Source organism: Caulobacter sp. GW456-12-1-14-TSB4 (assembly GCF_059424195.1).
The window spans coordinates 83,238-98,203 of record NZ_JBWKZF010000003.1 but is presented as its reverse complement, the minus strand read 5'-3'; the positions used below and the strand labels follow the sequence as shown (position 1 = coordinate 98,203).

The 14,966-nt window shown below is 69.0% G+C and carries 6 protein-coding genes; 3 read left to right on the top strand and 3 right to left on the bottom strand.

From position 1 onward, the window contains the following. The first annotated feature begins 336 nt into the window (after positions 1-336). The 3 genes from AC07YH_RS03770 to AC07YH_RS03760 all read left to right on the top strand — a co-directional run bounded on the left by AC07YH_RS03770 (position 337) and on the right by AC07YH_RS03760 (position 11,769). Positions 337-7,743, top strand: coding sequence for an ice nucleation protein (locus AC07YH_RS03770; RefSeq protein ID WP_494745674.1), 7,407 nt, complete (start codon positions 337-339; stop codon positions 7,741-7,743). 172 nt (positions 7,744-7,915) lie between these two features. Then, a complete protein-coding gene (locus tag AC07YH_RS03765; RefSeq protein ID WP_494745673.1) occupies positions 7,916-9,931 on the top strand; it encodes an O-linked N-acetylglucosamine transferase, SPINDLY family protein in 2,016 nt (671 codons plus the stop codon). Beyond that, on the top strand, positions 9,928-11,769 hold the full coding sequence (locus tag AC07YH_RS03760) for an FkbM family methyltransferase (protein ID WP_494745672.1): 1,842 nt from the start codon (positions 9,928-9,930) through the stop codon (positions 11,767-11,769). Before AC07YH_RS03765 ends, AC07YH_RS03760 begins: the two co-directional genes overlap by 4 nt. Before the next feature lie 6 nt (positions 11,770-11,775). Here the strand turns inward: AC07YH_RS03760 and AC07YH_RS03755 are convergent, their stop codons facing one another. From AC07YH_RS03755 to pcaF, 3 genes are read right to left on the bottom strand one after another with little or no spacing between them, the layout of a single operon-like run. Beyond that, complete coding sequence (locus AC07YH_RS03755) at positions 11,776-12,543, bottom strand: HTD2 family dehydratase (RefSeq protein WP_494745671.1); 768 nt, start codon at positions 12,541-12,543, stop codon at positions 11,776-11,778. Then, entirely contained in the window at positions 12,543-13,700 is a 1,158-nt protein-coding gene (locus tag AC07YH_RS03750) for an acyl-CoA dehydrogenase family protein (protein ID WP_494745670.1), read from the bottom strand. Before AC07YH_RS03750 ends, AC07YH_RS03755 begins: the two co-directional genes overlap by 1 nt. Next, positions 13,700-14,899: a 3-oxoadipyl-CoA thiolase gene (pcaF, locus tag AC07YH_RS03745; RefSeq protein WP_494745669.1), complete on the bottom strand. Its 1,200-nt coding sequence runs from the start codon at positions 14,897-14,899 to the stop codon at positions 13,700-13,702. Before pcaF ends, AC07YH_RS03750 begins: the two co-directional genes overlap by 1 nt. Positions 14,900-14,966: the final 67 nt, after the last annotated feature.

The following is a 14,966-nucleotide window of genomic DNA, read 5'->3' as shown; positions in this document are numbered from 1 at the left end:
GCGTGAGGTCTTCCAGCCCGTCCCGATTCATTCCCCGCTAAACATGATCGGGTCGGGCAAGAAGACGGGCTCGGACGATCCAAGTGCAAGCTAGGGCCTTGTCTTGAAAGGATTAAAGGCGTTTCTATTAGCTCCAGGAACGGGATGCCCACGGCGGTCGCCTGCCAAGTCAAACGCTGCGTCCGCATGTCTCGTTGAAAGGACTTGGAAAGGAAATATGGTTAGCGCGAACTAGCCATAGTTGGGCGAGTTGTGGGGCGCTTGAGTTTGGGGGGCGTCTCCATGTCTGCTTAGGGGCGCTCGCAGGGGCGGCGCCCACCCAGCAAGGATGGATGAATGTCGATCTCGAGCCTTTCTGCCGCGCAGATCTCGAACCTCTCGATCACCGCGATCCAGGGGCTGTCCACGACGGACATCCAGTCGCTCAACGGCTCACAGATCGCCGCGATCAGCGCGACGGGCATCGGCGCGCTCGCCGACACCCAGGTCGCCGCGCTCAGCAGCACCCAGGTCAAGGCGCTCACCACCACCCAGATCCCGAAGTTCGCGACTTCGGTGGTCTTCGACGTCACCCAGCTGACCCAACTGTCGACCAACCAGGTCTCGGCGCTGACCTCGACCCAGCTGGCCTCGCTCGACACCTCGCACATCGCCGTCCTGAGCTCGGCCCAGATCGGCGCGCTGTCGTCGACCAGCTTCTCGGGCCTGGTCGGCACCCAGATCGCCACGCTCAGCCAAGACCAGATGAAGGGCGTCAGCGTCGTCCAGGCCAAGAACCTGAGCCTGGCCGATATGTCCGAGTTCGCCACCACCCAGATCAGCGCCCTGGGCGCTGATCGCGTGGCGGCCCTTACGGCCACCAACCTTTCAGCCCTCGACGCCAGCCAGATGGGCGCGCTGACCACCACCCAGGTCACCGCCCTGACCGCCGCCCAGATCAAGGGCCTCAGCGTCACCGACATCGGCGAGATGGCGACCAGCCAGCTTCAGGTCATGTCAGCCGCCCAGGTGGGCGCGCTGGCCCCCGCCAGCTTCTCGGCCCTGAGCGACACCCAGATGGCGGTGCTGTCGCAAGCCCAGATGAAGGGCGTCACGGTCGATCAGATCAAGGGCCTGACCACCAGCGACATCGGCGAGCTGGCCACCACCCAGCTGCAGGCGCTGAGCACCGCGCAACTGGGCGCGCTGGCCACGACCCAGGCCGCCCAGCTGTCGACCGACCAGATCAGCGCCATGGCCTCGACGCAGGTCGGCGCCCTGAGCGCCAGCGCCTTCTCGGCCCTGAACGCTACTCAAGTCGGTTCCCTGAGCGCCGACCAGATGAAGGGCCTGACCAACGTCCAGGTCGCCGCCCTGACCGCCACCGACGTCGGTGAGCTGGCGACCACCCAGATCAGCGCCCTGAGCACGGCCCAGGTCGGCGCGATCAGCACGACCGCCCTCTCGGCGCTGAACGCCACCCAGATGGCGGCCCTGACGACGGGTCAGGTCAAGGGCCTGACGGCAAACCAGCTGAAGAGCCTGACGGCCACCGACATCGGCGAGCTGACCTCCGACCAAATCTCGAACTTGGCCAACAGCCAGCTGGCGTCGCTCACCGCCACCAACATCTCGAACCTGAACGCCACCCAGATGGCGGCGATCACCACGACCCAGATCAAGGCCCTGACGGTCGATCAGATGAAGGGGCTGACCGCCACCGACGTCGCCGACCTCTCCACCGACCAGATCACCGCCCTGCTGCCGAGCCAGGTGGGCGCGCTGTCGGCGGCGGCCTTCTCGGCCCTGGTCGACACCCAGGTCGCCGCGCTGACCAGCAGCCAGATCGCCGGCATCTCGGCGACCCAGGTCAAGGGCATGACGACCGGCGACATCGCCGAGCTGTCGGCCAGCCAGATCGGGGCCCTGACCACGGCCCAGGTCAACGTCATGGCGTCGACCCAGGTGCTGCAGCTGTCGACCACGCAGATCGGCGGCCTGACCTCGAGCCTGCTGGGCGCGATCGCCCCGACCAACCTGACCCTGATGGACGCCACCCAGCTGGGCGCGCTGACCACGGCGCAGGTCAAGGGCCTGACCGCCGCGCAGATGACGGCCCTGACCGTCACCAACGTCGCCAACCTGGCGGACACGCAGATCGGGGCCCTGTCCTCGACGCAGCTGGGCGCGATGGCGTCGGGCAGCTTCTCGTCGCTGAGCGCGACCCAGATCTCGCTGATCAACGAGACCCAGATCAAGGGTCTGACGGTCAATCAGCTCAAGGGCCTGACGACCGGCGACATCGCCGAGTTCTCGACCACCCAGGTCAAGTCGCTGACGCCGGCCCAGCTGGCTTCGCTGTCGACGACCAACCTGTCGGCCATGAACGCCACCCAGATGGGCGTGCTGACCGAGAGCCAGATCAAGGGTCTGACGGTCGACCAACTGAAGAACCTGACGACCACGGACATCGGCGAGCTGACCACTGACCAGGTCAAGGCGCTGAACCCGGCCCAGGTCGGCGCGCTGTCGGTCAGCGCCTTCTCGGCCATGGCCAACACCCAGGTCGCCGTCCTGACGACCAGCCAGATCAAGGGCCTGACCGCGGCCCAACTGCAGGGCCTGACCGCCTCGGACGTCGCCGAATTGGCCGACACCCAGGTCGCGGCGCTGACGAACGCGCAGATCACCTCGCTGAACCTGACCAACGTCAAGAGCCTATCGACCACGCAGCTCGGCCTGCTCACCTCCGCCCAGGTCGGCGCCCTGACGGCGACGAACTTCGCGGCCCTGGACGCCACCCAGGTCGGCTCGCTGACCACCGACCAGGTCAAGGGCCTGACCAACCTGCAGCTGGCGGCCCTGACGGCCACTGACATCGGCGAAATGGCCGCCACGCAGATCGGCGCCCTGAGCGCGACCCAGCTCGGCGCCCTGTCGGCCACGGCCTTCGTGGCCTTCGACGCCGACCAGATGGCGGCTCTGACGACCAGCCAGATGAAGGGCCTGACCAGCGTCCAGCTGAAGGCGCTGACGGTCACCGACATCGGCGGCTTCGCCGATACCCAGATCGGCGCCCTGACGGCCGCCCAGATCGGCATGATGACGGCGACCGCCTTCTCGGCGCTGGACAGCACCCAGATGGCGCAGGTCACGGCCACGCAGATCAAGGGCCTGACCGCCGATCAGATGAAGAACCTGACGGCGACCGACATCGGCGAGCTGTCCACGGCCCAGGTCCAGGCCCTGACGGCCGACCAGATCAAGAACATCTCGGCGGCCAACATCTCGGCCCTGGTCGACACCCAGATCGCCGTCCTGGCCAACACCCAGATCCAGGCGCTGAACACCACGCAGCTGAAGGGCCTGTCGGTCTCCGACATCGACGAGCTGTCGGCCGCCCAGGTCGGCGCCCTGACGGCCGGCCAGCTGACCGCCCTGGCCTCGACCCAGGTGCGGGAACTGACCACCACGCAGCTGGGCTCGCTCACCGCCGCCCAGGTGGGCGCGATCACGGCGACCAACTTCAGCCTGATGGCCGACACCCAGCTGGCGGCGCTGAACGGGACGCAACTCAAGGGCCTGACCACCCAGCAGGTGGCGGCGCTGACCGTCACCAACGTGGCGGCCATGGCCGACACCCAGATCGGCGCGCTCTCGGCCGCTCAGCTGGGCGCCATGTCGTCGACGAGCTTCTCGTCGCTGGACGCGACCCAGGTCGCCCAGATCAGCGCCGACCAGATCAAGGGCGTGACCGCCACGCAGCTGAAGGGCCTGACCGCCGGCGACGTCGGCGAGCTGTCCACGACCCAGCTGAAGGCCCTGTCGGCCGCCCAGATCGGCGCGCTGTCGGCGACCAACTTCTCGGCTCTGGCCGACACCCAGATCGCGGTCCTGACGACCAGCCAGATGAAGGGCCTGACGTCGACCCAGATCTCGGGCCTGACGGCCACCGACGTGGCGGAGCTGTCGGCCGACCAGGTCGGCGCCCTGGGCGCGGACCAGATCAAGTTCCTGTCGCCCGCCAACCTCTCGGCCCTGGACTCGACCCAGACCGCGGCTCTGACGACCAGTCAGATGAAGGGCCTGACCAACACCCAGATCGCCGGCCTCAACCCCACCGACATCGGCGAGCTGTCGGCCAGCCAGCTGGGCGCCCTGTCGAGCGGCCAGATCGGGGCGCTGAACGTCGCCGACCTGACCACGACCCAGATCTCGGGCCTCAGCGGCGCGGTGATCGGCGCTCTGGGCGCGACCAAGTTCGCCGCCTGGGACGCCACCCAGGTCAGCGCGCTGAATGACACCCAGATCAAGGGCCTGACGGCCTCGCAGCTGGTGGCGCTCAGCGCCACCGACATCGGCGAGTTCTCGACGACCCAGGTCAAGGCCCTGACGGCGACCCAGCTGGGCGCGCTGTCGACCACCGGCTTCTCGGCCCTGGACGCCGACCAGATGGCGGCGATCACCACGACCCAGATCAAGGGTGTGTCGACCGTCCAGCTGAAAAACCTGACGATCACCGACATCGGCGAGCTGGCCACCACCCAGATCAACGCCCTCTCGGCGGCCCAGATCGGTTCGCTGACGCCCACCGGCTTCTCGGCCCTGGACGGCACGCAGATGGCGGCCCTGACGGAGAGCCAGATCAAGGGCCTGACGGCCGACCAGCTCAAGAACATGACGGCCACCGACATCGGTGAGCTGGCCACGACCCAGATCAAGGCCCTGACCGCTGTCCAGATCGGCCAGCTGTCGGCCGCCGGCGTCTCGGCCCTGGCCGACACCCAGGTCGCCGTCCTGGCCAACACCCAGATCGCGGCGCTGAACGCCACCCAGCTGAAGGGCCTGTCGGTCACCGATATCGACGAGCTGTCCTCGACCCAGGTCGGCCAGCTCACGGCCCTGCAGATCGGCGCCCTGGCCGACACCCAGGTGCACGAGCTGTCGACGACCCAGCTGGGCGGCCTGACCGCCAGCCAGATGGGCGCGCTCAGCAACACCGCCTTCCTGGCGATGGACGCGACCCAGATCGGCGCGCTGAACGACACCCAGATCAAGGGCTTCACGGCCGTCCAGCTGAAGGCGCTGGACTCGGCCAACACCATCGAATTCTCGACGATGGTCTCCAAGCTGACCGCCAGCCAGCTGGGCGCGCTGACCACGACCGCCCTGAACGCCCTGTCCTCGACCCAGGTCGCCTCACTGACGACCACGCAACTGGGCGGTCTGGTGGCCTCGCAGGCCAAGGACCTGTCGGGCAGCTTCCTGGCCTATGTCGATGAGACGCAGACGGCCGCCCTCTCGACGGGCCTGCTGTCTGCCCTGTCGTCCACCATGCTGGACGGCCTGAACTCGACCAAGACCCAGGCCCTGACCGCCACGCAGCTGAAGTCGCTGACGGCGGCCCAGATGGGCGCGGTCACCGGCAACATGCTGAACGAGCTGACCGGCGCGCAGCTGCAGAACCTGACGACCGCCCAGGTCGGCGCGATCAATGCGACCAACATCACCTCGCTCGACGCGACGGCGGTGAAGTCGCTGACCGCCAGCCAGATCGGTGCGATCAAGAAGGAGTCTGTCAGCAGCTTCGCCGGCGCCTTCTATGACGATCTGGAAGCCAGCCAGATCCCGGGCCTGACGGCGGTCCAGATCGGCGCGCTGCCGCAGGGCATCCTGGGCTCCTTCAGCGACACGAACCTCGCCGCCCTGTCCTCGGTCCAGATCGGCGCGCTGTCGACGACCAACCTGAAGGCCTTGAGCGACACCCAGACCGCCGCCCTCACCACCAGCCAAGTCAGGGGCCTGACGGCCATCCAACTGGGCGGCATGGGCGCCGACGCCACCGCGCTGAGCGAAACGGCCATCGGCTCGCTCGCCGCGACCCAGCTCGCCGGCTTCGACGCCGGGGCGCTGAACAGCCTGGATGACACCCACTTCGCGGCGATCACGTCGTCGCAGGTGAAGGGCCTGACCGCCACCCAGCTGAAGGCCTTCGCTTCTGGCGGCGCCTTGACCAAGCTCGCCGACACCCAGATCGCCGGATTGTCGGCCCTGCAGGTCGGCGCTCTGAGCACCACCGGCTTCTCGGCCCTGACCCAGACCCAGATCGCGGCCTTGAACACCACCCAGATCAAGGGCATCGCCGCCAGCCAGCTGCAGAACCTGACGACGACGGATATCGCCGAGTTCGCGACCACCCAGATCGCCGCCCTGACCGCCGATCAGATCAAGCAGCTGTCGGTGACCAACATCTCGGCCCTGGCCGACACCCAGGTCGCCGCCCTGGCCAACACCCAGATCGCGGCCCTGACCACGGCACAGCTGAAGGGCCTGACGGTCGGCGACATCGACGAGCTGTCGGCGACCCAGATCGGCCAGCTCGCGGCCGCCCAGGTCAGCGCCCTGGCCTCGACCCAGTTGCAGGAGCTGAGCACCACCCAGATCGGCGGCCTGACGGCGGCCCAGCTGGGCGCGCTCTCGCCGACCAACGTCTCCCTGCTGGCCGACACCCAGCTGGCCGCGCTGACGGGGACCCAGATCAGGGGCCTGACGGCGCTCCAGATGGGCGGTCTCAACACCACCAACATCGCCGCCCTGGCCGATACGCAGGTGGAAGCCCTCAGCTCGACCCAGCTGGGCGGCCTGACGGCGAACGGCTTCTCGAGCCTGAACGCCACCCAGATGGCCAAGCTGACCGACATCCAGCTGAAGGGCCTGACGGCGGTCCAGATGAAGGGCCTGACGGTCACCGACGTTGGCGAGTTCAACGTGACCCAGATCCGCGCGCTGTCGCCGGCCCAGATCGGCGCCATGACCGCCACGGCCTTCTCGGCCCTGGCCGACACCCAGGTGGCCGCGTTGAACGCCAGCCAGATCAAGGGTCTGACGGCCGACCAGCTGAAGGGGCTGAACGCCACCGACATCGGCGAACTGTCGGCCACCCAGATCTCGAACCTGGCGCCCACCCAACTGGCCCTGATCTCGGCGGCCAACATCTCGGCCTTCAGTGGCACGCAGATGGGGGCCCTGACGACCAGCCAGGTGAAGGGCCTGACCCTCGACCAGGTGAAGGGCCTCTCGACCACCGACATCGGCGAGTTGGCCGACACCCAGGTCCAGGCCATGACCCCGCAGCAGCTGGGCGCCCTGGCCACGACCCAGGCGAGCCGCCTTTCGACCACCCAGATCGCCCTGATGGCCTCGACCCAGGTCGGCGCTCTGTCGGTCACGGCCTTCTCGGCCCTGGACGGCACGCAGATGGGCGCCCTGACCACCGCCCAGGTGAAGGGCATCGTCCCCAGCCAGATGTCGGCCCTGAACGTGACGGACATCGGCCAGTTCGCCGACACCCAGATCGCGGCCCTCAGCATCCTGCAGCTGGCGGCGCTGTCGGCGACCAACGTCTCGGCCCTGGACGCCACCCAGACCGCGGCGCTGACGACCACCCAGATGAAGGGCCTGACGGCGACGCAGCTGAAGGGGCTGAGCGTGGCCGACGTGGGCGACCTGGCCGACACCCAACTGGCGGCCCTGACCAGCACCCAGCTGGGCGCCTTGGGCACCACGGTGATCGACGCGATGACCACGACCCAGATCGGCCAACTGCAGACCACGCAGCTGTCCGGCCTGACCTCGACGCAGCTGGACTTCCTGTCGACCACCAACATCGCCGCGCTGACCACGGCCCAGGCCAACGCCCTGACGCCGGTCCAGGTGCAGAGCCTGAACGACGCCCAGGTCGCGGCCTACCTGACGGTGAGCTGATCCTGGCCGTGGCCCGCGTCTCCTGGAGGCGCGGGCGACGGACCTCGTTTCGACCCTTGCCGCGCTCTCTAGCGTTGGTCGAGTTCCCAACCCCATGCCATGATCGGGACGCGCTGACTCGCGCGTGTCGATAGCGCACGCGCGTCCCCCGCCCATCGGTTTCAGGAAGATCATGTCCGACGTCGACACGCTGAACCTGCTCAGCACGCTGACCGCCGAGAACTGCTCGCTCGGCGACCTGATCACGCTCACGGCGAACCTGGGAGCAGGGCAGCCGGCCCTGGCCGACCAGGCCTACAAGGTCTGGATCAAGTTCAACGACCAGCATCCGCAGCTGTGCGTGGCGCTGTTCAACCGCTCGATCCTGCAATCGGCCCTGGGCGACAACGCCGGCGCGGCGGCCTCACTGGAACACGCCGTCAGGATCAATCCCGATTTCATGCCGGCCTATGTGAACCTGGGCGGCATCCAGGAGCGGGCGGGGCTGAACGAGCTGGCCATCGCCACCTGGGAAACAGGCGCCAACCGCGTGGTCATCGCGACCGGCGCCGGCGTCGGCTACGCCTTCACCTGCCTCAAGCAGATCGCCAGGCTGCTGGGCGACATGCACCAGTCGGCCCGCGCCGAACTGGCCCTGCAGCGCGCCGCCGAGCTGGACCCCAGCGCCATGGATGTGATCGGCCAACTGGTCGCCACCCGCCTGTCGCAGTGCAAGTGGCCGGCCCTGCAGCCGACCGACCGCCTCAGCCGCGAGACCCTGCTGGAAGGCGTCAACCCGCTGTCCGTCGGCGCCTATACCGACGACCCGCTGCTGCTGCTGGCCGCCGGCAACAAGTTCATCGAGCGCGAGGCCAAGGTCACGCCCGAGCAGGTCCGCGCCGACCGTCGTGACGCCCCCATCGACATCGCCGGCCGCCGGCCGCGCATCGGCTACATCTCGTCGGACCTGCGCGACCATGCCGTCGGCTATCTGATGGCCGAGCTGTTCGAGGTGCACGATCGCGAGAAGGTCGAGGTCTTCGCCTATTACTGCGGGCCGGAGTCTAGCGACGGCCTCAACACCCGCATCCGCGCGTCCGTCGAGCACTTCACCGACATTCGTCCGATGTCGGACGACGAGGCGGCCCAGCGCATCGCCGACGACGGCATCGACATCCTGGTCGACGTCAACGGCCACACCCGCGACGCCCGCACCTCGGTCTTCGCCCACCGACCGGCCCCGATCATCGTCAACTGGCTGGGCTATCCGGGCACGATGGGCAGCGACTACCACCACTACATCGTCGCCGACCCGTGGATCATCCCGCCGGAGATGGAGCTCTACTACTCCGAGGCCGTGCGCCGGATTCCCTGCTACCAGCCCAACGACCGCCGCCGGAAGGTGCACGACGTCGCGCCGACACGGGCCGAGGCGGGTCTGCCCGACGACGCCTTCGTCTTCTGCTGCTTCAACGGCCCGCAGAAGATCACCCCGCACGTCTTCGATCGCTGGATGGAAATCCTCAAGCGCACGTCGGGCAGCGTGCTGTGGCTGCTGGACAGCAATCCCGAGACCAACGCCCGCCTGCGCGACGCGGCCGAGGCGCGGGGCGTCGACCGCACCCGCCTGGTCTTCGCCCAGAAGCTCCAGAACGCCCACCATCTGGCGCGCTATCCGCTGGCGGACCTGTTCCTGGACACCACGCCGTACGGCGCCCACACCACGGCCTCGGACGCCCTCTGGATGGCCGTGCCGGTGCTGACCTGGTCGGGCCGCTGCTTCGCCTCGCGGGTCTGCGGCAGCCTGGTGCGCAGCGCCGGCCTGCCCGAACTGGTCGTCGACAGCGCGCAGGCCTATGTCGAGAAGGCCGTCGAGATCGGCTCCGACCGCGAGAAGGCCCAGGCCCTGCGCGCGACGCTCGAAGCGGGCCGCGACACCTGCGTGCTGTTCGACATGGACCTGCTGGCCGGCAAGCTGGAGGACCTCTATGGCGAGATGATCGCCGAGCACCAGGCCGGCCAGCGGCCGCGCCCGAACTTGGCCAACCTGCCGACCTATCTCGCCATCGGCCTGTCCTTGGACCGCGACGATCGCGAGATGCAGGCAGAGCCCGACCTGCACGGCCTCTATCACCGCGAGCTGGCGCGGCGGGACCAGGTTAAGACCATGCCCGCCGACGGCCGGCTGTGGGAAGGCCATCCGGCGTGAACGACCTGGCGCCGGACGGGCTGTTCACGCGACGCGCCACGCGGCCGTTCCAGGTCGCCGAATTCGCGCGGCTGAACGATCTCTCTGGCCTGGTTGGCCAACTTCAGCGCTGCAAGGCACAGGACCCGGACTTCCGCATCCTGCTGGTCGGCGGCGTCCCGCCCAACTGGCCCAAGGAACTTCGCGACAAGACCCTGGGCGGGGCGGGGGCCGACTTCCCGTGCGACCTCTCCGATGGGGAAACCTATCGCGCCGTGCTGGCGCATGTGGCGCGGGCGGGGCGGTTCGACTGCGTGGTGGTCACCCACGTGATCCAGACCCTGGCTCGGCCGTCGGTGCTGCTGGAGCGCCTGCCGCTGATCGCCGAGGCCGGCTGGATCACCACGCCTTCGCGCTATCTGGAGGCCCTCAAGCCCGAGGGAGTGTATCGCGGCTTCGCCCATCACCGCTGGGCCGCCGACCATGTCGACGGCGCCTTGATCCTGGCCCTCAAGACCCCGCTGCTGGAGCACCTGACCTTCCCGGGCGAGGCCGTCTGGGCGCAGGCCACGGAACGGTTCGAGCTTCAGGTCGGCTGGCGCGGCGGCCTGAACTTCGCGGTGCTGCTGGGCGACGGAGCCTTGCCGGCCGGCGAGAAGGCCCTGGACCTGCTGGGCCGCTTCTTCGAGGGCGTGCCGACCGAGGTCCCGCCCGCCGACGCCCCGCCGGTCGAGCCGGCGCTGGACGTCCCCGGCGAGCTGGCCAAGGCCATCGCCACCGCGCGCGACACCCAGTCTGGTTTGCACCCGCTGGGGCGGATGAAGTTCTACCACGACGCCGTCAGCCTGATCCTGTGCGAGCCCTTGACCCGCGAGCGCATCGATCTGTTCGAGCTGCTGCTGGCCGAGGGCGCGGCCATGGGCATGGAGTCGCCGGGGCCGGAGTGGGTCGACTGGGTCCACCACTACCGCGTGGTGATGGAGGCCCTGACCGGCGCGCATCTGGAGGATCCGACCCCTGCCGCGCCGGACGACGGCCCGCAGACCTTCCTGACCGGCGACGGCCAGACCTTGGACGAGGCGGGGCTGAAGGCCCACGCCGACGCCTTGGGCGCCAAGGTGGTGTTCTTCGCCGCCGCCGACGCCCGCTATGTCGAGCTCTATGGCCGCTGGCTGGCCCTGTCGGTGCTCAAGCACAGCGACGTGCCGTTCCTGGTGGTGATCCACGTGATCGGCGGGGCGGGGAAGTTGGCGCAGGCCGCCGCGACGGTGCGGATCGACGACCCGCGCGTGGTGTTCGTCGGCGACGACTTCGACGCTTCGGCGGTGACGACTCAATGCTACGAGGCCCCGCCCAAGGGCCTGATCGATATCCCGGTCGCCCATTACCAGTCAGTGCGCTTCCAACGCCTTGGCGGGCTGCTGGACCTGCTAGGCCGGCCGGTGTTCGTGTCGGACATCGACCTGCTGCTGCAGCGTGGCGTCGCCGACCTGCTGGAGCAGTGGGCCGACGCCGACCTTGTCCTGAACCTCAACGACAAAAACTACCAGGCCGGCTCGCGGATCACCGCCAACCTGGTGCTGGCCCGGCCGACGGCGGCGACAGGCGTCCTGCTGCGCTGGCTGCGGGCCTATCTGGACGAACGGCTCTCGCGCCCGACGGTCACGCGCTGGATCGACCAGGTCGCCCTGAACCTGGCTCGCCATCACCTGGAACTGCACGTCCCCGGCGCCCGGATCGGCGGCTTCGACACCCAGAGCGACATCAACAACGTGATGTTCAAGGAATATGTCGCCGGCCACCCATTCCGGTTCCTGTCGCTGTACCACGGGTTCGATACGTCGACCCTGGAGGAGTAGCGCGGCCTAGAAGGTCGCCTTGGCCTTCATCAGCACCGCGCCGTCAGTCTGCGCCCACAACTCCGCGCCGCCGTCGATGAGGCGACCGTTGGCCGTGATCGTCTCGCCGGCGAAGGCGGGTTTCAGGGCGCGGAACGAGAAGCGGGTCAGCGGCCGAGCGGGCATGGCTTCCAGCAGCAGCAGAGCGATCAGCGGGCCGTGGACGACGAGGCCGGGATAGCCTTCGACGTCGGTCGTGTAGGGCAGGTCGTAGTGGATGCGGTGGCTGTTCGAGGTCGCCGCCGAGAAGGCGAACAGCAGCACTGGATCGGTCGGGGTCTCGCGGGACCACTCGGCGGGCGGAGGCTCGGCGTCGGGCGTGCGAGGCGCGGGCGGGGCGGCGGTGTAGACGATCGTCTGGCGCTCGGTGACGCGGACCTGACCGGCCTGGCTGAAGGTCCGGTCGACGGTGACGAAGGTCAGCGGACCGCTCGCGCCAGGCTTCTCCTCGACGCTGGCGACGGTCTCGACCAGTTCAGTTTCGAGGCCGGGGAGAAGGGGTCCCGCGAAGGTCACCTCCGCCGCCGCGAACATCCGCCGGGGCGCTTCGATCGCCGGCAAGAATAGGCCACGCCGCTGGTGGCCGTCGGGGCCCAGATCGGCGCGGGGGAGGGGCTCGGCCAGGCATGCCCAGTGCCAGGCGGGCGGGACCTCGGCCGGAGCGGGGCGATCCAACACCGCCGCCAGCCGCGCCAGGTCAGAGGCCGCCAGAACCGCCGTCCGCCGCCGCTGCATCAGTACGACCGCGGCAGGCCGAGCACGTGCTCGGCGACATAGGCCAGGATCAGGTTCGTCGAGATCGGGGCCACCTGATAGAGGCGCGTCTCGCGGAACTTGCGCTCGATGTCGTACTCCTCGGCGAAACCGAAGCCGCCGTGGGTCTGCAGGCACATGTCGGCCGCCGCCCACGAGGCCTCCGAGGCCAGCATCTTGCCGATATTGGCCTGCTCGCCGCACGGCTGGCCGGCGTCATAACGAGCCGCCGCGTCGTAGATCGTCAGGCGGGCGGCGTGGGCCTGGGCGTAGGCGCGGGCGATCGGGAACTGCACGCCCTGGTTCTGGCCGATCGGGCGGCCGAACACGACGCGGCTGTTGGCGTAGTCGCGGGCCTTGCCGATCAGCCACGCGGCGTCGCCCAGGCACTCGGCCCCGATCAGGATCCGCTCGGCATTCATGCCGTCCAGGATGTAGCGGAAGCCCTTGCCCTCCTCGCCGATCAAGCTGTCGGCCGGGATCACCAAGTTGTCGAAGAACACCTCGGTGGTGGCGTGGTTCAGCATGGTGGCGATCGGCTTGATCGTCAGGCCCTTGCCCTTGGTCTCGCGCATGTCGACCAGGAAGACCGACAAGCCGTCGCTCTTGCGGGCGACCTGGTCCTTGGGCGTGGTGCGGGCCAGCAGGACCATCAGGTCGGAGTGCTCGGCCCGGCTGGTCCAGACCTTCTGGCCGTTGATGACATAGGTGTCGCCCTCGCGCCGGGCGAAGGTCGAGATCGAGGTGGTGTCGGTGCCGGCCGTGGGCTCGGTGACGCCGAAGGCCTGCAGGCGGATCGAGCCGTCGGCGATCCGGGGCAGCCAAGTCTCCTTCTGCGCCGTCGAGCCGTGCCGCAGGACCGTGCCCATGGTGTACATCTGGGCGTGCAGGGCGGCCGCGTTGCCGCCGCTGGCATGGACCTCTTCGAGGATCGCCGCCGCGGCCGTCAGGCCAAGCCCCCCGCCGCCGTATTCCTCGGGGATCAGCACGCCCAGCAGGCCGGCCTTGGTCATGGCGGCCACGAAGTCGGTCGGATAGGCCTTCTCGCGATCCAGCGCGCGCCAATAGGGCGGGGGGAAGTCACGGCACAAAGCCCGCACCGTCTGGCGCAGGGCCTCGATGAGTTCGGCGTCGGCCACTAGACGCGCTCGAAGGCCAGCGCCGCGCCCTGGCCGACGCCGATGCAGAGGGTGGCCAGACCGCGCTTGCCGCCTGTGGCCTCCAGCTGTCGCAAGGCCGTCAGCACCAGCCGCGCGCCGGACGCGCCGAGCGGGTGGCCCAGCGCGATGGCGCCGCCATTGGCGTTCACGTGGGCGCCGTCGTCGGGCAGGCCCAGTTGGCGCAGCACCGCCAGGCCTTGAGCCGCGAAGGCCTCGTTCAGCTCGACGGCGTCGAAGTCGCCGATCGACAGGCCGGTTTTGGCCAGCAGCTTTTGGACGGCGGGGACGGGGCCGATGCCCATCACACGCGGCGCGACGCCGGCGGTGGCGTAGCCGGTGATGCGAGCGCGCGGTGTCAGGCCGTGGCGCTTCACGGCGTCCTCGGAGGCGACGATCAGGGCCACCGCGCCGTCATTGACGCCGGAGGCGTTGCCGGCCGTCACCGTGCCGCCCTCGCGGACGACGGGCTTCAGCTTGGCCAGGGCTTCGATCGTGGTCTCGCGCGGATGCTCGTCGCGATCGAGGATGGTCGGGCCGGCCTTGCCGGGGATCTCGACGGGGGTGATCTCGCCGGCCAGGAAACCGTTGGCCTGGGCGGCGGCAGCCCGCTGCTGGCTGCGCAGGGCGAAGGCGTCCTGGTCCTTGCGGGAGACGCCGTAATCCGCCGCGACGTTCTCGGCCGTCTCGGGCATGGAGTCGACGCCGTAGGCCTTGCGCATGGCGGGGTTCACGAACCGCCAGCCGATCGTGGTGTCGAAGATCTCGGCGTTGCGCGAGAAGGCGCTGTCGGCCTTGCCCATCACGAACGGCGCGCGGCTCATGCTTTCGACGCCGCCGGCGATGACGAGGTCGTTGTGGCCCGACAGGATGGCGCGGGCGGCGTAGCCGATGGCCTCAAGGCCCGAGGCGCAGAGGCGGTTGACCGTCACGCCCGGCACGGAAACGGGATAGCCGGCCAGCAGCAGGCCCATGCGGGCGACGTTGCGGTTGTCCTCGCCGGCCTGGTTGGCGCAGCCCAGCACCACCTCGTCGAGGGCTTCCAGATCGAGGCCGGCGTTGCGCGCGGCCAGGGCTTTCAGCGGGATGGCGGCCAGGTCGTCGGCCCGGACCTTGGACAGCGCCCCGCCATAGCGGCCGATCGGGGTGCGGATGCCGTCACAGAGATAGGCGGTGGTCATGCTCGGGCTCCCGGATCGACGCGCTCAAACAAGTGTTAGAGTCGCGAAGCCGGGGCCTCAACAAGTT

Bases quoted from the DNA above. Each gene is read 5' to 3' on its own strand.
- AC07YH_RS03755 (WP_494745671.1), bottom strand. From the start codon at position 12,543: ATGCAGCGGCGGCGGACGGCGGTTCTGGCGGCCTCTGACCTGGCGCGG.
- pcaF (WP_494745669.1), bottom strand. From the start codon at position 14,899: ATGACCACCGCCTATCTCTGTGACGGCATCCGCACCCCGATCGGCCGC.
- AC07YH_RS03770 (WP_494745674.1), top strand. From the start codon at position 337: ATGTCGATCTCGAGCCTTTCTGCCGCGCAGATCTCGAACCTCTCGATC.
- AC07YH_RS03765 (WP_494745673.1), top strand. From the start codon at position 7,916: ATGTCCGACGTCGACACGCTGAACCTGCTCAGCACGCTGACCGCCGAG.